The following is a 20665-nucleotide window of genomic DNA, read 5'->3' as shown; positions in this document are numbered from 1 at the left end:
TCACCAAAACCGAAGTCCCGGATCCCGTTCGACTTGCATGTATTAGGCCTGCCGCTAGCGTTCATCCTGAGCCAGGATCAAACTCTCCATTGTAAAGTTTTTTTGTGAGACCTTCACGTCTCTTTGTTCCTGACACATCGGATATTTTATATTCAATTCCTATTTTGTATATCCTAAAATATACCTTTTGTCGTTTCGTCTTACAGTACTTCAATGAACTTTTTCTCTTTAAAGAGATATGTTTCAGGATCCTTTTCCCTGAAAGCGAGTGCAAATATCGGGAGATATTTTTAACTTCCAAAACAGAAAGCAAAAATATTTTAAAATATTTTTTGACTCTTAATTTTCATTCTTATTTCAATCTTGGGATCAATCAACTTTTTGATGTGTTCCTCTCAAATGGGACTGCAAACATAGAGCTCTTTTGTAAATTTACCAAATCAGAGCTTCAAAAAAAATCATGAAATTCAGTAAACATCTGTGGTAAAGGAAAATAATTTATTTTGGGGATTTATAGAGTGGCACTGTACTGCATGGTTCTCCATACATAATGGATTTTGCGTAGCCCTGAATCAATGCAGCTACCCTCCCATAAGCAAACATTGGTATTGGGAATTTACTGCACCCCTTAATAACAACTGGCCGATCTTGGTAGTCCAAAGGATTGATTTTGGATAGAGATTGCTCAAAAAGATACTGTTCCAAAACTTCCAAATCCCCGATAACATATTCCCCCTCGATTTTCGAAAGGTATGTACCTACCAATATAAAAGCCCATATTGGCACGATAGCATCTACAGAACATTGTATGGACACTAGCTTGCCTTTATATTGATCCCAGTCAAGCTCTTTCAATGCAAGTCTAAAATCTTTCTCTTTCAAGACCAATCCTTGAAACAAAAATCCCTTTATATCGAAAACAACTCTTTCTTCTCTTCTATAATAAGATTCGAGATCAATGGTAATGATCGGACTATTTGCTACACGGTTTATAATTTCACTCATACTAAAAACGGGTTTTTCTTTGACTGTAAAACCCTAAACTCTTTCAAGTAGTTCGGCTCGAAGTAAGCCAGGTCTTCAAATTCCCCTTTGAGGAACTTTTGATACGCCAACTCCCCTAGAGACCTGCTTGTATTACAAAATGGCAAAAAACGGGAGTTTTGATGGTCTAAAACTTCCGTTGCTTTGGCTAAGCCATCACCAAGAAAATAAACTTCACCTTCATTTAGGTAGGCAAGATAAGGATTGAGATCCAAAACCGTTGGCTCAGGCGCCTTTATGGCATTCCCTTGGCTGTCAAAAACACCCGCATATACTTCCATCCTTCTGGCGTCTATCATGGGAATCACAAAATCACCCTCCCTACACAAATGAATGGCTTGTGCAGCCAGACCGTGTAATGTCCCAATACCAACCAAAGGGATATCCAAGGCATAAGCAAACCCTTTCGCTACCGAAACCCCAATCCTGAGCCCAGTATAAGAACCTGGCCCGGAAGAAACGGCAACAGCAGCTAGGTCTTTACGCACTAAGCCTAATTGACCGAACAAATCCGAAATCAAGCCCAGCAACTTTTGGGAATGGACATTTTCCAGATAAAGCTCCGTTACCCCCAATAACATCCCATCTCGATGGATCGATACAGAGCATACTTGTGTTGCGGTCTCTATTGACAGTATCAAAGCCATACCCCTCTTATTTTTTCTTAGTTGACGATGAAAGAATGTTTGAAACCTTGTTTGGCTCAGACAGAACTTTCACAGCCTCTTTTATATCTACGTCATTTTTCAAAGAAGCTTCTATCACTCCCTCTTGGTAATAATACCTAGAAATCAACTCATCGGATAAAGCTTCTTTGATTTCAGACTTAAATGTAACCAGATCCTGCTCCTTACTATGGGTGACTTTTTTCTTTAAAGCCTCAATTTGATTTTTGATATCATCAAAATACTTTTCCTTCTCAGCATACTTCTCCAGATCCTCTATTGATTTTTCTACATAAGTAGTGTAATCATATTCCTTACCCTCAAGCCATGCTACGAAATCATCATATACTTCATCTGACACTTCAAACTCCCTGGGTGAAGGTATTTCACTATTCTCCAAAAAGAATTTATTGCCATAGTCAAAAACATGGCTTCTTGCCACCAAAGAGTATGTGATCGGGGCATAGGATGTGTCCTCTGTTGCTGAATCTGGCTCAATGCCAGCTCCATCCAATACAACCCTGCCATTCTTTGTCTTAAATTCATTCCTCAAGGAATCTGGAACAGAAGCGACAATTTTCGCCCCGTCTTTCTTGCTGTAGTCTATAGCCTGAATACACCTTCCACTTGGAATATAGTATTTGGCCGTAGTGACTTTTACCTGGGAATTGTAGGAGAGTGGGATTGAAGTCTGGACAAGGCCCTTTCCAAATGTTTTTCTTCCTACGAGTACCGCCCTATCATAATCTTGCAATGCACCCGCAACAATCTCTGAAGCGGAAGCACTCCTCTCATTGATCAAAACCACAAGTGGAATATCCTTGTCCAAAGGGGATTTTGTCGTCTTGTAAACTGTATTTACACTTTCCAACTTCCCTATTGTGCGCACCACCTCTTTTCCTTTAGGGATAAAAAGATTGACAATCTCAACTGCTTCTTTCAAGATCCCTCCTGGATTGTCCCGAACGTCTAAGACCAATCTTGAGATACCTTGGGACTTCAGATCCACCAAAGCCTTCCTGACATCAGAGGCCGCATTGGTCGTGAAGTCTGACAGCTTTATATATCCTGTCTGGTCGTTGATTTTGCCATAATATGGCACATTGCTGATCACTATCTTTTTCCTTACCAATTCAACTGTGATCGTATCCTCCCCTCTTTTGACCTGTACCTCGATAGAAGTATTGGCAGGTCCCTTCAATAATGCGGAAATGTCAGCAGTTTCTTTCTCCCGAACATCAACAGTGTCCACTTTCAAAAATTCGTCACCAATCCTCAAACCTGCGACTTGTGCCGGAAAACCTTTATATGGCATCAGCACCATATTCTTTCCGGTTCTATTTCCTATCAATGCCCCAACCCCGGCATACTCACCAGTAGTCAACAGTCTGAAATCATCTGCGTTTTCCTCAGGAATATATTCGGTATAGGGATCCAGCTCCTCAAGCATGGCATTGATCCCTATTGTCACCAATTCTTCTGCATCAATTTCATCTACATAGTATGAATCCAATTCACGTACAAGTGAAGCAAAAATATCCAGATTCTTGGCAATGGTAAACAGTTTGTCGTTTTTCAATGTAAAAGACAAAAGAACCCCTCCCATCAATATGGTAAGGACTAGCCCAAGAAAGGCCTTGGTTTTGAATTTGTTGATCATATTTGGTTAGCTTTCACTGGTAGGTTGTCCAGTTTTTTTAGTATTTTTTGAATAATCGGCTCCACGCTTTTGAACGTAGAAATGTCAGAAGAAACATATATAAAGGCAATGTTTTTTTTGGATTTATTTTTCTCCGTCAACAAATGTTTGTTTAGCCTATATGCTTCCTTGATTCTCCTTTTGACATGGTTTCTGTCTACGGCTTTTTTGATCTTCCTCTTTGAAACAGAAAAAAGTACCTGATTAGTTTCAATTGCCTCTGGAGGGCAATCCAAATACAAAACTTTGAAGGGGTATAAAAAAAAAGAGGAACCTTTATCAAAAAGTTCCTTTATTGACTTTTTAGAATGTAATCTTTCATTCTTGGAAAGTGTAAAATTCATCGCATTTCTATTTACGTACTCAACATACGAAATCAATGCTGAGAATTATTTCTTAAGTGTTTTTTCAGAAGAAACAGTAAGCTTGTGTCTACCTTTTGCTCTTCTTGATCTTATAACTCTTCTACCGTTTGCAGTAGACATTCTCTCTCTGAAACCGTGCTTGTTTCTTCTTTTTCTACGAGAAGGCTGAAATGTTCTTTTCATGACGCTATGATTTAATATTTTTTATGCTTTTCTAAAACTTCCTCTTGAGGTTCACCCTAAAAAGGACTGCAAAGATAGATAGGTTTTTTTTATTTACAAATCAGTAGATTACTTTTGTTTGAATCATCTTCACAAAGATACATGTATTACTCAATTTCCAGAGACTCAAAAACTTCACAATTTATCCAAATAACCTTCCACATAACCTGTGATGCAGGAGAAAAAATCAACCTACAGCTAGCATCTTGGAGACCTGGAAGGTATGAACTGGCCAATTACTCGCAAAAAATCCGTGGATTTGGGGTAAGTTACGATGGTAGGAAAGTAGCTTGGAAAAAGGGAAGCAAAGATTTGTGGTATTTTGAAGCTGTACAGGAAGGTGTCTACGAAATCAAATATGAATTTTACGCCAACCAAATGGATGCTGGTGGCAGCTGGTCGGATGAGAATCAGCTTTATCTCAATTTCAGCAATTTTATTTTTGAAGTCAAAGGGCGCGATACAGATCCGATAACCTTGGAAATCGATGTGCCGGATGACTATTTGGCAGCAAGCCCCTTATCGCTCATTTCAAAGCACAAATGGGAAGCTGATTCCTATCAACACGTCATGGACAGCCCATTTTTGGCCAGTAAAGAAATGTCTCATTATAATTACGTAGTCGAACAGACAACTTTCCACCTTTGGTTCAATGGAGAGATTCACTTTGATATTGGAAATTTAACAAATGTCTTCAAAGATTTCACGCAATTACAGATAGAGGCATTTGGGGATTTTCCAGCTAAAGATTATCATTTCATTTTTCAGCTACTCCCGTACAAACATTACCATGGAGTAGAGCATCAGTTTTCTACAGTCATTACCTTCGGTCCGGCAAAATCATTGGCAGAAGCAAGTCAAATGAAAGAATTGATTGGGGTGAGTTCACATGAATTATACCACTTTTGGAATGTCTGCAGAATCCGCCCAAAAGGAATCCTACCTTATGATCTATCCAAAGAAGTGTATTTGGATACAGGTCTTATACTAGAAGGGGTCACTACCTACATGGGAGACCTATTTTTGCTCCAATCTGGATTTTTCAGTCCTGAGGAATACTGTGAACAAGTACTTGACAAACTCCTCCAAAAGGAATTTGATAGTTTCGGTTGGCAAAACCAAAGCATCGTAGCTTCAAGTTTTGATCTTTGGCTAGACGGCTACAAAATTGGCATCCCTGACAAAAAAGTAAGTATTTACAACAGAGGGGCATTAATTTCGCTTTGTTTGGATCTGATTTTGATCAACAACGGATCTTCCTTAGCCGAAGTTATGAGAGAAATTTGGCTTCAGTTTGGGAAAACGGGCATTGGCTATGAATTGGCTGACTTCCAGAAATCCATCAGTAGCAAAACCAAAAATCAAGATTCAATTCATGATTTTTTCGGAAAATATGTTTTCGGAAATGAAAACCTATACCCGCAACTCAAGGAGCTACTTGGTCAAGCTGGGATAGAAATAGAGGAAAAATTGGATGAAAATGATAAGCTGCTACATCAATTTGGAGTGAGAGTCCAAAGCGGGATCATCAAGCAAATCCACCCGGAAAGTGATGCCTACCAAAAATTAATGTTGGGAGATTTGATTTTAAGGATTGGGGAAAGTGATTTTAGCATGTCATTGTCAAATCCGGAAAATGGACTTCTACTATGGATCGAAAGATACGGGAGAAAAATAGACGTAAAACTCGAACCTCAGGAATTAGGTGTCTTCCCAAAGTTCACAACAACTATCAAAGAGATGAATGAATACACCAAAATTTGGATGGGCAAGGTTTAAGCCCGCAGTCTAATAACCTGAGTTCGAATATTCTCACTTTGTCAAAACAGTTTTAAATGGTGAGAACTACGAAAAGAAGGTGCGAACTTTTTTATGAAGTAATATTGGGATATTGCGGATTGAAAAAGTGAAGTAGATTGCCGTTTAAAACCAAATAGTCGGCTCAGTCAATAAAAACACCCATTTACTGCGTTAAATTTCTGAGCGATAGCTTAGGCTATCCCTCAAAAATTTGCCTTGTAACTGGATATTTTTATTGATTTTGACTTTGTGATAACAATCGAACTCAGGTTAATACTTGGAAAAGGTAAATAAAGTGGCTTCATTTACCTTTTTCCAAGTCTGGAATGCTTCATAAAGCAATATTTGGCGAGACAATCCCGAAATTGACTTTTGAGACACGCACCTTTTATCTAAATTTATTTGAAATCTTCCGCAGTCAACTCTCTGTTGAACTCAACCTCCACATACTTGCATTCAAGGGGAAATGGCAACATTGAACTTTGGATTACCATTGTTCTTGGGATCAAAACACCATTGATTTCCTGATAATCGGAATACTTAATATCCCCTGCGACATCTGAGCTTGTTTTAAGTTTCAAACCAGATTCCACACTGAAATATTCCATGGACTTCATGCCATTTGGAAATGTTACCACTACCGCATTCGCCTCTTCACCATCAATATCTTCAGTACCTCTCAATTCCAACTCGATTCCCAAAGCTTCATACCTGGTTTCAGGAATGGTATAGGCTTGAAGAGAAATCATCTCAATCATTTCATCAGGTACGGGTTGTTCCTGTCCCATTACGGTCATAGTACATTTTCCGTCAACCAAAACGGTTTTTTGCTGTACATTCCCCATTGCGGAAGTCTGTTGTTTGAGTCTGACATTTTCAGCATCAGAGATGGCCAAAATTTCGATTTTGGCTCCCTGGAAATCTGCTTCCGCAAGCAAATATGCATTTCTTATTTTATCCACATTTTCTTGCCCACCTATAGCTTTGATATAATTTGCTATGACTGTTTGGGCGTCATTTTCCAATTTAAACAACTCGAAATTCGGGTTGTTTTCAGTATGAAGGGGGAAAGACATGGCTCCTTGTGAAATACCTAGGACCAAAACCGGGATCAAAAGTGACTTGATTTTCATAAGATTGATTGTTTAGATAAAATGAAAGTATAAAAATGGCTAGACTGGGTTCCAGTCTAGCCAAATGGAGTTTTAATTAAATACGGAATCTTCAAAAGTAGTATTGAAAACGACATTGTTCACCACTGCATCCAACGGAACAGGGATCATAGGGGATTTGATAACCATTCTCATAGGATAATGCACCCCATCGAAAGACTTATACTCGGAAAAGAAAACCTCTCCTGTCTCCTCACTCTCTGATTTCACTTTCAGACCTGTGCCCACACTATAGTAATTGATCGTAGTAGAACCTATTGGATTGGAGATAACCACCTTATATGCATCCTCACCTTCCACATCTTTGATACCATCCACTTCCAAAGTATATCCCAAAGACTCAAAATGCAATTCAGGGAATATGAACATGCCCATTTTGGCTGCCTCAAACTGTTCGTCAGTAAGTGCTTGGGACATTCCATTGGCTTTGACTTCACCTTTGCCATCTTTCAGCAAGGTGTTTGACATGACATTGCCTCCCATACTTACTTTATTGGAAAAGGATTGGCTTTGTTCATCATAGTAATAATCGAATCCCAGTTTCATTCCTTGGACTTCTGCGGAGGCTTCCACTAAAGAAGTTTTTATTGATTTCACCTTCGCTTCACCACCAATCGCTTCGATATAATTCTCTATTACACCTTTTGCGGTGACATTTGCATCCATTGCTACCTGACGCTCAGGGTCACCAAGGGGAGTGAACAATTTCACATCTCCAAATGCCATCAATCCATCTTTGATTTGCGCCCCATTTCCAACGATGGTTATATACATGTTCTCAGGCTTCAAAAACTTCTTGGCAACGGCATTCACATCTTCTACTGTGAGTGCATTCAACCGTTGTAGGTAGGTTGTGTAAAAGTCCTTAGACAGACCATAACGCTCTGTGTTGATTGCAAAATTCGCAACAGTACTTGGGCTTTCCAGCGACCTCCCAAAAGACCCGCTCAAATTAGCTTTGGCAGCATCAAGTTCAGCCTGGGTGATCCCATTGTCTTTCATGTTTTTTATTTCATAAATAATCTCATGAACAGCAGAATCAGTCGCTGTACCCCTAACACTTGACTCTGCAGAAAAGCTCGATACCAACTTATCAGACCCAATCCCTGCATATGCGCCATAGGTAAAACCTTTGTCTTCCCGCAGGTTCATGAAGAGTCTTCCGGAGCCTCCACCACCAAGGACCTGTCCGATAACTCTAGTTGCCAAATAATCCTCGCTTGGCAAATGATTCTGAACAGGATAAGTAATGTTTATAACAGACTGCTGGGAAGCTGACCTATCCACCAATGCAACCGTATTCTCAGAAGGGATTTCGGGAAGCGCATATTTGAATGTGGGAACATCTGCTTTTTTCCATGAGGAGAAATGCTTGTCTACCAATTTCTTGGCTTCTTTCACGCTTACATCACCTACAATTGCCAAATAAGCAATGTTCGGCTTGAAGAAAGTGCCGTAGTAGTTTTTGATATCATCTACAGTAACATTTTCTATCGTGGATTCCGTCTCTACTTCTCCATAGGGATGGTCAGCACCATATACCAGTTTGCTTGACAGCACACTCGATATGGTATTGGGATCATTTTTCGCCAATGCCAAAGCAGATTTCGATTGTGTTTTCAATTTTGCAAGCTCATCTTCCGGAAACAATGGATTGTACAAAACATCTGCCATCAATTCCAATACTTTTTCCTGGTGTTTGGTCAAAGTAGATGCGGAAAGAGAGGTAGAGGTAGCTGAAATTCTTGCTCCAAGAAAGTCAATCTCCTCGTTGAACTTATCTTTTGATCTATTCTTTGTACCAGCCGTCAGCATCTCTCCTACAAAGCCCAGCATTCCTGCCTTATCCCCTTCGAGGATTGGATCCCGATCCAAGATCAAGGAATAGGTGACCCTTGGAAGTTTTGTGTTTTGGATCACAAACACTTTCAGTCCATTGTCAAGCGTAAAAGACGCTGCATCACCGAACCTAATCTCCGGTGCAGGCCCTGGTTCCGGCATTTTGGACCTATCTATCTGTGCAAATGCAACAGTAGAAAAAATGGAAAGAACAAAATATATAAATAATTTTCTCATGTTGATTTCAATTAAGTTATTGAACTTATTCAGTTGCATCTGTTGGTTTTGGAAGATACTTCAAAACTACCCTGCTGTCTTTGTCGAGATATTTTTGAGCTACCCTTTTGACATCTTCTGCGGTCACTTTTCTAAAAAGACCCAATTGGGTATTTACATAATCCGCATCCCCATAAAACACATGGCCTTGCGCAAGAGATTGCGAAATATTTGCCACAGACCCGAAACCATTGATGATTTGGTTTTCCTTGATATTGATCAACTTCTGCAGATCATTTTCGTCAATACCATTGGCCCTCACCTGATCCAGCACTTCGTCAATAGCAACATTCAAATCATCGACATCCACACCCATATTTGCAATCGCAAGTACCAGGAACATCCCGCCATCTTCAAGGTCATTTGGGAAAGCAACAGCCTGAATCGCTTTTTGGCTTTTGTCTACCAATTCCTTGTACATCAAAGAACTCTTTCCTGACAACAAATATGTGCTGAGCAAGTCCAAAGCATAGGTATCTGGATGGTCTTTTTTGGGCATCAGGTATCCTTGGAAAATTGCTGGTAATTGGATATTGTCATAGACGATATCTTCAATCTCTTCCGTCAATTTCTGGATTTCAATATTTGGCCTGTAGGGTTCGATGTTTCCTTTTGGGATTTCCCCGAAATATGCCCTTACCAATCTCTCTGTCTCTTTGTAATCTATATCACCAGCAATGGATAGGGTCGCATTGTTTGGTTTGTAATAAGTAGCATAAAACTCCATGAATTCTTCCAATTTGGAAGCATCCAAATGCTCAGCAGACCCAATGATAGGCGACATATATGGATGGTTTGGATACAATCTTTTTGGGATCTCCTTTTGGAAAGAACCATACGGCCTTTCTTCCATCACTTGCTTCATTTCCTGCTTGATCACCTCACGCTGCGTATCTACTCCGATCTGGTCAACTTTAGCTTGAAGCATCCTTTCAGATTCCAAATAGAGAGACAACTCCAATTGGTTTGAAGGAAGTATCTCGTAATAAATAGTATAATCTTGGCTGGTACCAGCGTTCAAAGTCCCTCCGGCAGATTCCACTATTTCGAAAAACTTACCTCTAGGTATATTTTCAGATCCTTCAAACATCAAATGTTCGAAGAAATGGGCGAAGCCAGTTCTTTCTGGATTCTCATTTTTGGACCCGACATGATATAGTACTGATGTAGCGACTATAGGTGTGGTGTTGTCCTGGTGCAGGATTACGTGCAACCCATTATCCAGCGTAAATTCCTTGAATTCGATTTTGGTTTGACCAAAAACCGAGAACACGAAGAATACACCGAAAAGTGATAGTAAAGCGGATTTTCTCATATATTTAAAATTAGGTGACAATTAATTGATGTTTTAGACACAATAACCATACTCGATAAATTGTTTCAGTGTAAAGAATATAAGTTAGATAATACTGTTATCTGAATTAAAAGATGTTGAAAGTTAACACCAACTCTTTAAAATATCAAAAAATTAATTGTACGAATACCAATTTTTTGCGAAACCGACCGATTTTGGACAACCCCATGTTTGCAAATGACCGAGTTTGGACACTTGGAGTTAGTCTGCTACTTTTCCATAATTGAAGGGCTTAAAAAGCTGGTGCTCTAGCTTAATTCATTCTCAAAATAATGCCTTGCCATTAACAACCTACTCCCATACCAACTGAAAATTTCCCCATCAACCAATTGAATTGTGGAATTTGGCAATGTGGCAGCGAATTCGTCCAGATGCTTTTGCTTGAACGGGTATGGTTCTGAACTGAGGAGTATATAATCAGGATCCATTTCCTTAAGCTCTTCCATGGATATCTCTGGATATCTGCTTTTCCCCACCAAATTCCCAAAACCTGCCCTGGCAAGCATGTCATCTATAAAGGTATTCTTTCCTGCCACCATTATTGGATCTTTCCAAATCAGGTACACTGCCGTCCCTTTTTTCTTAGGTACATAATCCATATCCTTTCGAATCTTATCAACCAATTGCTGTGCTGCTTCTGAACTTCCTGTGATTTTCCCAACCCCAAGCATCATCTCCATTGCATCGCTTAGATCGAAGATATCACTCACCCAAACAGGATATTCTTCAGCCAATCTCACTATCCCCTCCTGATAGTTCTCTTCTTTGTTGCCAATAATCAAGTCCGGCTTCAGCTGATCAATTTTATCAAAATGAAAATTCTTGGTTCCCCCAATGATTTGCTTTTTCTTTTTGAACCCTTCAGGATGCACACAAAACTTGGTCACCCCTACTATCTTCTCCCCCAGTCCAAGATCTACCAAAAGCTCCGTCTGTGAAGGTACAAGGGAGATGATCCTCTGCGGCTTTTCAGGGATGTATATCTTTCGGTTGAGTTGGTCGGTGTAGGTGGGCATTTTTTTTAGTTGTAAAGTTGGAAGGTTATTCCATGGCTTGTGTCTCCACAAGCCATGAATGAAGGTTGGAAGATTGGAAAATTGAAATATTACAAGATTGACTGGTTGCTTGGATTAGGGAAGTTGAATGGTTAATATAGGGAATGGAGATTAGTAGAACACACTAGATGATCCGCACAATTTTTAGCATTAAATATGTTCAACAAAGCCTATTACTCAAACATTCTCCGATAACCACAATATCGCCCAATTTCTCAACCAATCAAGCAATCTTCCCTGATCAAACTTCCTAACAATGGCTTGTGTCTCCATAAGCCATTTGACAATATCAGCATTCTATGCAGACTTAGAGTAGAAGGTCTGTGAAGACACAGACCTTGGGGTGGGTTGAAAGGTTGGGAGAGTTACGCATTTTATGATAATAAAAAACATGTAACTCATTCAACGACAACATTTACCTAACCAACTACTCAGTCAACTATTCCTCTTAATTAACTTTTTATCCTAATTAACCAATAACCCAATCCACTAATCACTAAACCACATACCTAAAATCATACTTCGGATCGAAGTCTTCAAGGAAGCCTTTGATCAGTTGGATGACTTGCTGGATATCTTCTTTGCTGGCTGTTTCGACAGTGGTATGCATGTATTTCAACGGCAAGGAAACCAAGGCAGATGGCACTCCTTCATTGGAATAGGCAAATGCATCTGTATCTGTTCCCGTCACACGGGAAGCTGCAGATCGTTGGAATGGAATTTCCCTTTTCCTTGCCGAGTCAATGATCAAATCCAACAATTTCTTGTGGACAGATGCACCATAAGTCAAGACTGGCCCTTTTCCGGCAACCTGATCACCAGAGGTTATTTTGTTGTACATGGGGGCAGTTGTATCGTGACACACATCGGTGATGATTGCTACTTGGGGCTTGATCCGAGCAGCTATCATCCCTGCTCCCCGAAGACCAATTTCCTCTTGGACCGCATTGACGATATAAAGCCCAAATGGCAGTTTGACTTTAGACTCATGAAGCAACCTGGCTACTTCCGCAATCATAAAGCCACCCACCCTGTTATCCAAGGCACGACCACTATAAAACTTATCGTTCAATTCTGTCAGTTCATCCTGAAATGTGATCACGCAACCCACATAAATTCCCATTTTATCAACTTCCTCTTTTGACCTTGCCCCCACATCGATAAAGATATTGTCCAAAGTCGGGGCTTCTTCTTTTCCGTCTTTCCGCACATGGATGGCTGGCCAACCGAACACTCCAGGAATCACTTTCTCGTCGGTATGGATATTGACCCGCATAGAAGGGGCGATCATATGATCAGAACCACCATTCCTCCTGACATAAATATATCCTTCTGGTGTGATGTAGTTGACAAACCAACTGATCTCATCAGCATGGGCTTCTATCACCACTTTGAATTCAGCATCTGGATTGATCACTCCTACTGCAGTACCATAGTTGTCTGTAAAGTAAGTATCGACAAACGGCTTGACATAATCCAGCCAAACTTGTTGCCCAGAAGCTTCAAACCCCGTTGGACTTGCTGTATTGAGGTATTTGTAAATAAATTTTTCTGATTGAGACATTCCGTATTGGTTATTTGATTGATAAGTTGAACTTGTGAATTCGGTTGATTAGTTAAGTTGAAAACTAAGTTAATTGGGTTATTAAGTTATTGGTTGATGGGTGAATCAGATGACTGGGGAATGGTTAAATCAGTTATTGGTTAATTTGGTTATTGTTAGCAAATCGATACAAGTACCAACTATGAGTTAAAAACTTTTTAATGAAAAGAATTCCATTTTTAAATCAAGAGCAATATCTTAATTACATATCAAACCCCTTAAAGTTCTTCCGTAATCATTTTGGTGGTGCAGTTCCAGACTTTACTTTTATTAAATAGCTAATGTATCCATTCAACAATCTTAGACATTCCCCATGAAGGTCTCTAAACCCTAACAAATCCTCGGTTGAAATATAACCTTCATCATTTGCAATTATCATATGATCTAAAGTTTCTTCAAGAGAACCGCGTGCAATTCTACAAAACTGTATGTTTTCCTGAAAAAAGAACCTTCCATAACCTTCTGCTATATTGTTGGTAATTGACCTGGATGACCTAACCACTTGCTTTTCTAGCACATATTTTTCCTCTTTTGGGAATTTTTGTACCAGTTTTTTAACGAACTTTCGCAAATCTCTACTCTTTTTCCATACCTCTAAATCTTCAAAAGTCTGAAATCCCATCCTCTTAAAATTTAATAGTTTTACAATTAGATAACTTAAGTTATTAAACAGATTATTGATTTTTTTTTTGAATTGAATCTAGTCGAAAGAAAATCAAATACCATAATCTTATATTGAAACAGCTTTTATAAAATATCTTAACACAAATAGCCTTTTCTTCAACAACTCAAGTTCTTCCAGCTAATCAACAATTCTCACTGATAACTAATTCAACTAATCTCCAATTAACTATTTAACCAAACCACTAAAGAGGAATATTCCCATGCTTTTTCCTCGGCAATTTATCGACTTTGTTCTCCAGCATTTTGAATCCTCTGATGAGTTTCTCCCGGGTTTCGGATGGGATGATGACTTCGTCTATGAAGCCTCTATGGGCTGCCCTGTATGGGTTGGCGAATTTGGCTGTATAATCGTCTATTTTCTCTTGAAGCTTTTCTTCTGGATTCTCTGCTTCGGCAATCTCTCTTTTGAAGATGATTTCAGCTGCTCCTTTTGCTCCCATCACTGCAATTTCTGCCGTTGGCCAAGCAAAATTCAAATCTGCTCCGATATGTTTTGAATTCATCACATCATATGCACCGCCGTAGGCTTTTCTCGTGATGACGGTGATTCTTGGCACTGTAGCTTCCGAAAATGCATACAACAGTTTTGCACCGTTGGTAATGATCCCGTTCCATTCCTGGTCTGTGCCAGGCAAAAAACCAGGAACATCCACCAATACCAACAACGGGACATTGAATGAGTCACAGAACCTCACAAACCTGGCGGCTTTGACTGAAGCATCATTGTCCAATACTCCTGCCATAGACTGCGGCTGGTTGCCTACTATCCCAATACTTCTCCCTGCCAATCTTGCGAATCCAACTACAATATTATCAGCAAAATTTTTGTGTACCTCCATAAAAGAATTTTCATCCACAATCCCTTCTACTACCTCTCTGATATCATAAGGATGGTTGGCATTGTCTGGTATGATGTCATTCAATACCGGTCTTGACTCATCTTCTTTTAGGTCATAAGCGTATACAGGAGCTTCATCTTCACAGTTTTGTGGAATATACCCCAAAAGCTGTTTGATATGGTTGATGCATTCCAGTTCGTTGGCACAGGAAAAATGTGTGACCCCACTCTTCGAACTATGGGTACTGGCACCCCCTAGTTCCTCTGCCGTCACAGTCTCTTGGGTGACTGTTTTGACTACATTAGGTCCAGTGACAAACATATAGGAAGTATTCTCCACCATCAATATAAAGTCAGTGATTGCCGGGGAATATACAGCCCCTCCAGCCGATGGTCCCATGATGGCTGACAGCTGAGGCACTACACCTGATGCAAGCGTGTTTCTGTAAAAAATATCGGCATAACCACCTAGCGAAACCACCCCTTCCTGGATCCTTGCACCTCCCGAGTCATTCAAACCGATCACGGGAGCACCATTCTTCATCGCCATATCCATTACCTTGCAGATTTTCTCAGCGTGGGTTTCTGAGAGTGATCCTCCGAATACTGTGAAATCTTGGGAGTAAACATAGGTCAATCTACCATTGATCTCCCCATAGCCGGTCACTACCCCATCACCGAGATAATGTTCTTTGTCCAAACCAAAATCTTTTGCCCTATGCATGACGAATTTATCGATCTCCTGAAACGACCCCTCATCCATCAACAAATGAATCCGCTCACGGGCTGTAAGCTTTCCCTTTTTGTGCTGTGCAGCTATTCTAGCCTCACCACCTCCCAAAAGGGCCTCTTCGTTTTTTTTCTTCAACAAATCAATTTTGTCTTTATTCGTAGGTTGTGTGTAAACACCTTTGGTTTGGCTATCCATGTCAGTCTAATGTTAATTTGGTTGTTTCAAATATACGGAGCACAGTTATAGTGCAAAAACATTTCTGAATTTAGGTGAAATAAATTCAAAGTTAGCTTTCTGTTAATTTTTTGAATTCATCAAAGAATAAGTCCTATTATAACCCGGGAAGACCTTGGCTTTTAAATAAAAACTCTATATTCGCACAACTTTAATTTAGGCGATTATGATACCTAGAAAAGCAGCGATAATCGACATGGGCACCAATACATTTCATTTGTTATTGGTTAATTTGCATGCAGGAGATTTTACTACAATCTATAAGGAGAAAATTGCCGTAAAAATCGGCCAAGGCGGCATTTCAAACAACACAATCACGCAGGAAGCCAAGAAAAGAGCCTTCCACACATTGCAACATTTCAAGAATTTAATTGATGGAGAGGGGATTAGAGAAATTTTTGCTTTTGCCACCAGTGCCGTAAGAAGTGCAGAAAACGGCAGTCAATTTGTAACTGAAATAAAAGAGAAGTTCAATATAGAAGTACAAGTGATCGATGGGTTACAAGAAGCCCAACTGATCTATGAAGGCATTCGGTTTAGCGGATCGCTGAGTGCAGAAAACCACCTGATGATGGATATTGGCGGAGGGTCGGTTGAATTTATCATTGGAAATGAACAAGAATCCCTATGGAAACAAAGTTTTGAGATAGGAGGGCAGAGATTGTTGGACTTATTCCACTACCATGACCCTATCCTCCCAGAAGAAATCTCCAACCTGACACTTTTTTTGGAAGAAAAATTGACAGATCTCCTTGACGCCATCAACACCTTCTCCCCAACAGGACTTGTAGGGGCATCGGGTACTTTTGATACCTTAAGTGACATATATTATGCTTCCCAACAAATAAAAAAGGCGAAAACCGAACAAACCTTCCTGCTTCCCCGTGTTGGTTTTGAGCTTATTGCAGAACAACTGCTCAACCTGAACAAATCGGAAAGGTTGAAAATCCCCGGAATGATCCCTATGCGGGTAGACATGATTGTGGTTGCATCCTGTTTGATCACTTACATCTTGAAGCATGTAGCAGTAGATACACTTACCTGCTCTAACTTTGCACTCAAAGAAGGGGTTATTGCACAGTTGATAGGGAAAAATTCCCTTGAAGGTGCTTCATTGAACTAAAACAAAAAGTTTTAATCCAGCATTTCATTTGTTATGAATACATTTACTTACCAAGAACTTTTTTCTTTCTCAAACAAAATACTTCTCAAGATCGGCTGTTCTGAAAAAGACGCTAATCTGGCTACCAAAGTGCTTCTTTCTGCTGATTTGAGAGGTGTAGATTCACATGGTGTGGCACGGTTATCAGGTTATGTTCGGCTTTGGGAAAAAGGCAGGATAAACCCTACTCCCAATGTCCATGTAAGTTACGAAACCCCAAGTACAGCTGTGGTGGATGGTGACGGAGGACTTGGTTTGGTGGTAGCGCCGTTTGCAATGCAGATAGCGATAGAAAAAGCAAAAACAGCTGGTACAGGTTGGGTTTCAGTCAAAAACTCAAACCATTACGGGATTGCAGGATACCATTCTATGATGGCATTGGAGCATGACATGATCGGAATTTCCCTCACAAATGCAAGCCCTCTGGTAAGCCCCACATTTTCCAAAGAAAGGATGCTTGGTACAAATCCTATTTCTGTAGCCATTCCTGCAAAAGACCAACCACCATTTGTAGCTGATATGGCTACAACAACAGCTGCCAACGGAAAACTTGAAATCCTGCAAAGGAAAAACTTGGATGCTCCATTGGGCTGGGTGCAAGATGCTGATGGAATCCCAACTACAGATGCAAATGGTGTCAAAAATGGAGGGGCACTCCTGCCCCTTGGAGGAGATAGAGAACATGGTTCGCACAAAGGCTATATTCTAGGCTCCATTGTGGATATTTTTTCAGCAGTTTTATCAGGTGCAAATTACGGCCCTTGGGCACCGCCTTTTGTGGCATTTTTGGAACCAGATCCAAATCCTGTAGGTGAAGGGCTGGGACACTTCTTTGGAGCAATGCGCGTGGATGCTTTTCGTCCTGCCGATGAATTCAAAGCACACATGGATAATTGGATCAGCAGATTCAGATCGGCAAAGCCTACCCCGGGGCACGAAAAAGTCCTTATCCCAGGTGATCCCGAAAGAGAATTGGAAGCGGAAAGAATGGAAAATGGAATCCCCCTGATCAAACCTGTAGAAGATGATTTGAGAGCTTTGGGAGAAAAATTTGGAGTGGAATTGTGAAGGGAATAGTAAATTAGGTTATTGGGGGATTAGTGGATTGGGGAGTAGTAGTCAATTATGGTAAACATATTTCGATCAAGAAGTAATCCCTATATTAAAGCTAACCTACCCCAAAGCTAATATCACCAAAATCCAATAGATCCAGTCAAGTTTTTGACATCAAGGGGAATGCATTCAAAAGGTTTGTTTCCCCACAAACCTTGGAATTTGTCCACTATACAGATTGGATTTTTTTACTTAATTCACTAATCTACCAATTAACCAATAACCATTTACAATTGGATCACATTTTTTAGCAGATAAGCATTGATTGGATTTATGACCCTGTAGTAATTTCAGATGGACTCAAATGTTTTGTATATTGAAGCCATCAAAACAAGTCATTTCCAATAACCCATATCCTGTTTCTATGAAAAATCCACTGCACGGAAGAAGAACTTTCATCAAAAATTCAGCCGCAGTATTGGCACTCTCCAGTTTGGGGCTGGCTTCTTTTCAGCCAATCTTCAACAAGGAAAAGATTAAAGTAGCTTTGATTGGCTGTGGATGGTATGGAAAAATGGATTTATGGCGGTTGATCCAGATTGCAAATGTAGATGTCGTGGCTCTTTGTGATGTAGACAAAAACCACCTCGATGAGGCTGAGTCGCTGTTGAAGACGAGATCCCCAAACAGCAAACCAAAACTTTACAAAGACTACAGAACCTTACTTGCAAAGCATCAATTGGACATCACGATCATCGGTACACCTGACCATTGGCATGCCCTGCAAAGTATTGCCGCAATGAAATCCGGCTCACATGTATATCTTCAAAAACCGATTTCAGTAGACGTGATAGAAGGAGAGGCGGTAGTAGCCGCTTCAGAAAAATATCAAAAAACTGTGCAGGTGGGTTTTCAAAGAAAAAGTACCCCACACCTAGTCGCAGCTAAAAAGAAAATCATAGACAGCAAGCTCCTCGGAAAGATCTCACACGTTGAAATCTGCTCCTATTACCACATGCGAGCCAATGGAAATCCACCAGTGCAGGAGGTTCCCGACCATTTCGATTATGAACTATGGACGGGCCCTGCCCCTTTGCGTCCCTTCGACGGCTTGCCACACAAAAGATGGTGGAGGACTTTTATGGAGTATGGAAATGGCATCACTGGGGATATGTGCAGCCACATGCTAGACTCTGTCAGATGGATGCTGGATTTGGAATGGCCTAAAAAAATCACTGCTACTGGAGGAACTTTTGTACAGAAAGAAGGGAAATCCAATATAGCTGATACCCAAACTGCGATTTTCGAATATGAAAACCTCAACATAGTCTGGCAACACAGAACCTGGGGAAATCCTGTAGACCCTGAATATCCTTGGGCTTTCAAGATTTTCGGAGAAAAAGGCTATCTGGCAGGCAGCCCCATGCAGGCGGACTTTGTACCTGTAGGAAAGGATGAAGAAAAGATCCATTGGGATGTCGTATATGAAAAAGATGCCTATCCTGAAGACCTGGAAGAAAAAGACATAGAACTGCATGCTGCCCCCGCCACCAGGAAGCATTTTGAAGATTTCATCAATGCCATTGATGCCCATTCACAACCGGTGGCAAACATCAAAGAGAGCCATATATCAACAGCAAGTTGTATTCTGGCAAACATCTCAATGGAACTGGGAAGATCACTTTCTTACGATCCAAAAACGATGACAATCCCTTCTGATGCTGAGGCTACTGCCAAATTAAGAAGACCATATCGAAGCCCATGGGTCCACCCCGAACCTGATCAGGTTTAAAAAATATTTACAATTCCTGTAGCATTTCCGAAACTTCATCCGTCATGGTAGTGAATTGACAAAAAGATATTTCTAAACCAACTATTATGATTACTACGATTAAAATTTCGGAAAAATTAAAAACCTTTGGGGTTTTGATGCTGATTGGACTAAGTCTTGGACTTACTTCATGTCTCAACGATAATGACAGCACACCACTACCTCCGGCAGCATTTATTTCCATTTATCATGGCTCACCTGACGCACCTTCCCTAGACGTGTTTGCCAATAGCAATAGGGTGACCAACAACCCCTTCAGATACTCTGAAACCATCCCCTATAGCAGGTATTATTTGGGAGAAAGAACATTCAAATTCTCCCCATACAATTCAGTGACATCACTATTGGAGAAAAAATTCACCGTGGAAGAAGATGTAGTCTACTCTATGTTCTTGGCAGGTGAAGCTGATGATCTGGATGCGATTTTTGTAACAGACGAATGGGAAACTCCTGTACAACGCGAGGCACAATTGAGATTCGTACACCTATCCCCTGATGCTGGCTTGCTTGAAATCCAGATTGCTGATGCCGACACCCCTTTTGTGGATGAGGCTGAATTCAAATCCTATTCTGATTTCGAAAGCCTAGATTCAGGGACTTACACTTTTCGGGTGGTTTCCAAAGCATCAGGCGAAACAATCCTTTCATCCAACAGTGTTGAACTGAGAGGGAATAGGGTTTACACCTTGATTTTAAGGGGAATGCAATCTGCAGATGCTGAAGCAGACAAAAAATTAAACCTACAGTTGGTTACTAACTATATCAATTAAGTAAAATGACTATCCGCTTTCTTGCACGTAGCCAAACAAAATATTGTTGGGTAAGCAATTTGAGTTTCTGTTGACTGTGAACTGTTGTCTGTTGACGAGTATCCGCATCGAATAAAGCCATTTTTATCACAACGTGCAACATTGCGGATACTCATATTAAGTAATATGACTCTCCCTAATCATGCACGTAGCCAAATATTCTTTGACAGGTAGTGTCAACTAATTTAATAAATGGATAAGATTGGTTTTCTTGTGACAAATTACAA

The 20665-nt window shown here is 40.3% G+C and carries 17 protein-coding genes and 1 rRNA gene; 5 read left to right on the top strand and 13 right to left on the bottom strand.

Going from position 1 to position 20665, the window contains the following annotated elements; all coding sequences use genetic code 11:
• The 6 genes from ACFSKL_RS10565 to rpmH form a co-directional block, all read right to left on the bottom strand.
• Positions 1-93 (bottom strand): 16S ribosomal RNA (locus tag ACFSKL_RS10565); the annotation flags it as partial.
• Between the two features lie 405 nt (positions 94-498).
• Positions 499-1005 carry a DUF2480 family protein gene (locus tag ACFSKL_RS10560; protein WP_376886061.1) on the bottom strand — a complete coding sequence of 169 codons (507 nt, stop codon included), beginning with the start codon at positions 1003-1005 and terminating at the stop codon, positions 499-501.
• Positions 1002-1691 (bottom strand): tRNA (adenosine(37)-N6)-threonylcarbamoyltransferase complex dimerization subunit type 1 TsaB, encoded by a 690-nt coding sequence (tsaB, locus tag ACFSKL_RS10555; protein ID WP_376886060.1) that lies wholly within the window; start codon positions 1689-1691, stop codon positions 1002-1004. The genes ACFSKL_RS10560 and tsaB overlap by 4 nt, the downstream gene beginning before the upstream one ends.
• A gap of 7 nt (positions 1692-1698) precedes the next feature.
• Positions 1699-3369: a S41 family peptidase gene (locus tag ACFSKL_RS10550; RefSeq protein ID WP_376886058.1), complete on the bottom strand. Its 1671-nt coding sequence runs from the start codon at positions 3367-3369 to the stop codon at positions 1699-1701.
• Positions 3366-3752 (bottom strand): ribonuclease P protein component, encoded by a 387-nt coding sequence (rnpA, locus tag ACFSKL_RS10545; protein WP_376886056.1) that lies wholly within the window; start codon positions 3750-3752, stop codon positions 3366-3368. Before rnpA ends, ACFSKL_RS10550 begins: the two co-directional genes overlap by 4 nt.
• Before the next feature lie 45 nt (positions 3753-3797).
• Positions 3798-3956, bottom strand: coding sequence for a 50S ribosomal protein L34 (rpmH, locus tag ACFSKL_RS10540; RefSeq protein ID WP_014772384.1), 159 nt, complete (start codon positions 3954-3956; stop codon positions 3798-3800).
• Between the two features lie 141 nt (positions 3957-4097).
• Here rpmH and ACFSKL_RS10535 point away from each other — a divergent pair, with 141 nt between their 5' ends.
• A complete protein-coding gene (locus ACFSKL_RS10535; protein ID WP_376886055.1) occupies positions 4098-5774 on the top strand; it encodes a M61 family metallopeptidase in 1677 nt (558 codons plus the stop codon).
• 419 nt (positions 5775-6193) lie between these two features.
• On the opposite strand, the gene ACFSKL_RS10530 is transcribed toward ACFSKL_RS10535, so the two are convergent.
• The 7 genes from ACFSKL_RS10530 to ACFSKL_RS10500 form a co-directional block, all read right to left on the bottom strand.
• Positions 6194-6928: a peptidase, M16 family protein gene (locus ACFSKL_RS10530; protein ID WP_376886053.1), complete on the bottom strand. Its 735-nt coding sequence runs from the start codon at positions 6926-6928 to the stop codon at positions 6194-6196.
• A 72-nt stretch (positions 6929-7000) separates the two neighbouring features.
• Positions 7001-9043, bottom strand: a complete 2043-nt coding sequence (locus tag ACFSKL_RS10525) for a M16 family metallopeptidase (RefSeq protein WP_376886050.1) — start codon at positions 9041-9043, stop codon at positions 7001-7003.
• Between the two features lie 25 nt (positions 9044-9068).
• Complete coding sequence (locus ACFSKL_RS10520) at positions 9069-10397, bottom strand: M16 family metallopeptidase (RefSeq protein WP_376886048.1); 1329 nt, start codon at positions 10395-10397, stop codon at positions 9069-9071.
• Between the two features lie 287 nt (positions 10398-10684).
• Positions 10685-11452 (bottom strand): ABC transporter substrate-binding protein, encoded by a 768-nt coding sequence (locus ACFSKL_RS10515; protein WP_376886047.1) that lies wholly within the window; start codon positions 11450-11452, stop codon positions 10685-10687.
• Between the two features lie 535 nt (positions 11453-11987).
• Positions 11988-13055, bottom strand: a complete 1068-nt coding sequence (locus tag ACFSKL_RS10510) for a M42 family metallopeptidase (protein ID WP_376886045.1) — start codon at positions 13053-13055, stop codon at positions 11988-11990.
• 274 nt (positions 13056-13329) lie between these two features.
• A complete protein-coding gene (locus ACFSKL_RS10505) occupies positions 13330-13716 on the bottom strand; it encodes a four helix bundle protein (protein ID WP_376886044.1) in 387 nt (128 codons plus the stop codon).
• 244 nt (positions 13717-13960) lie between these two features.
• Entirely contained in the window at positions 13961-15544 is a 1584-nt protein-coding gene (locus tag ACFSKL_RS10500; protein ID WP_376886042.1) for an acyl-CoA carboxylase subunit beta, read from the bottom strand.
• Positions 15545-15749: 205 nt separating this feature from the next.
• On the opposite strand from ACFSKL_RS10500, the gene ACFSKL_RS10495 reads away from it, so the two are divergent.
• From ACFSKL_RS10495 to ACFSKL_RS10480, 4 genes are all read left to right on the top strand, one after another.
• On the top strand, positions 15750-16706 hold the full coding sequence (locus ACFSKL_RS10495; protein ID WP_376886041.1) for a Ppx/GppA phosphatase family protein: 957 nt from the start codon (positions 15750-15752) through the stop codon (positions 16704-16706).
• Positions 16707-16739: 33 nt separating this feature from the next.
• The gene (locus tag ACFSKL_RS10490; protein WP_376886039.1) at positions 16740-17813 is read left to right on the top strand and encodes an Ldh family oxidoreductase; all 1074 of its coding nucleotides are present in this window, start codon (positions 16740-16742) and stop codon (positions 17811-17813) included.
• Positions 17814-18222: 409 nt separating this feature from the next.
• A complete protein-coding gene (locus ACFSKL_RS10485) occupies positions 18223-19590 on the top strand; it encodes a Gfo/Idh/MocA family protein (protein ID WP_376886038.1) in 1368 nt (455 codons plus the stop codon).
• Between the two features lie 86 nt (positions 19591-19676).
• Positions 19677-20399: a DUF4397 domain-containing protein gene (locus ACFSKL_RS10480; protein WP_376886036.1), complete on the top strand. Its 723-nt coding sequence runs from the start codon at positions 19677-19679 to the stop codon at positions 20397-20399.
• The last annotated feature ends 266 nt before the right edge of the window (positions 20400-20665 follow it).

Source organism: Belliella marina (assembly GCF_042682445.1).
Classification (GTDB): Bacteria; Bacteroidota; Bacteroidia; order Cytophagales; family Cyclobacteriaceae; genus Belliella; species Belliella marina.
This window is presented reverse-complemented; position numbering and strand designations above follow the sequence as displayed.

Coding starts and splice junctions, on each gene's coding strand:
- ACFSKL_RS10505 (WP_376886044.1), bottom strand. CDS start 13,716: ATGGGATTTCAGACTTTTGAAGATTTAGAGGTATGGAAAAAGAGTAGA.
- ACFSKL_RS10495 (WP_376886041.1), top strand. CDS start 15,750: ATGATACCTAGAAAAGCAGCGATAATCGACATGGGCACCAATACATTT.
- ACFSKL_RS10520 (WP_376886048.1), bottom strand. CDS start 10,397: ATGAGAAAATCCGCTTTACTATCACTTTTCGGTGTATTCTTCGTGTTC.
- rnpA (WP_376886056.1), bottom strand. CDS start 3,752: ATGAATTTTACACTTTCCAAGAATGAAAGATTACATTCTAAAAAGTCA.
- ACFSKL_RS10515 (WP_376886047.1), bottom strand. CDS start 11,452: ATGCCCACCTACACCGACCAACTCAACCGAAAGATATACATCCCTGAA.
- ACFSKL_RS10560 (WP_376886061.1), bottom strand. CDS start 1,005: ATGAGTGAAATTATAAACCGTGTAGCAAATAGTCCGATCATTACCATT.
- ACFSKL_RS10530 (WP_376886053.1), bottom strand. CDS start 6,928: ATGAAAATCAAGTCACTTTTGATCCCGGTTTTGGTCCTAGGTATTTCA.
- ACFSKL_RS10550 (WP_376886058.1), bottom strand. CDS start 3,369: ATGATCAACAAATTCAAAACCAAGGCCTTTCTTGGGCTAGTCCTTACC.
- ACFSKL_RS10490 (WP_376886039.1), top strand. CDS start 16,740: ATGAATACATTTACTTACCAAGAACTTTTTTCTTTCTCAAACAAAATA.
- ACFSKL_RS10510 (WP_376886045.1), bottom strand. CDS start 13,055: ATGTCTCAATCAGAAAAATTTATTTACAAATACCTCAATACAGCAAGT.
- ACFSKL_RS10535 (WP_376886055.1), top strand. CDS start 4,098: ATGTATTACTCAATTTCCAGAGACTCAAAAACTTCACAATTTATCCAA.
- rpmH (WP_014772384.1), bottom strand. CDS start 3,956: ATGAAAAGAACATTTCAGCCTTCTCGTAGAAAAAGAAGAAACAAGCAC.
- ACFSKL_RS10525 (WP_376886050.1), bottom strand. CDS start 9,043: ATGAGAAAATTATTTATATATTTTGTTCTTTCCATTTTTTCTACTGTT.
- ACFSKL_RS10500 (WP_376886042.1), bottom strand. CDS start 15,544: ATGGATAGCCAAACCAAAGGTGTTTACACACAACCTACGAATAAAGAC.
- ACFSKL_RS10480 (WP_376886036.1), top strand. CDS start 19,677: ATGATTACTACGATTAAAATTTCGGAAAAATTAAAAACCTTTGGGGTT.
- tsaB (WP_376886060.1), bottom strand. CDS start 1,691: ATGGCTTTGATACTGTCAATAGAGACCGCAACACAAGTATGCTCTGTA.
- ACFSKL_RS10485 (WP_376886038.1), top strand. CDS start 18,223: ATGAAAAATCCACTGCACGGAAGAAGAACTTTCATCAAAAATTCAGCC.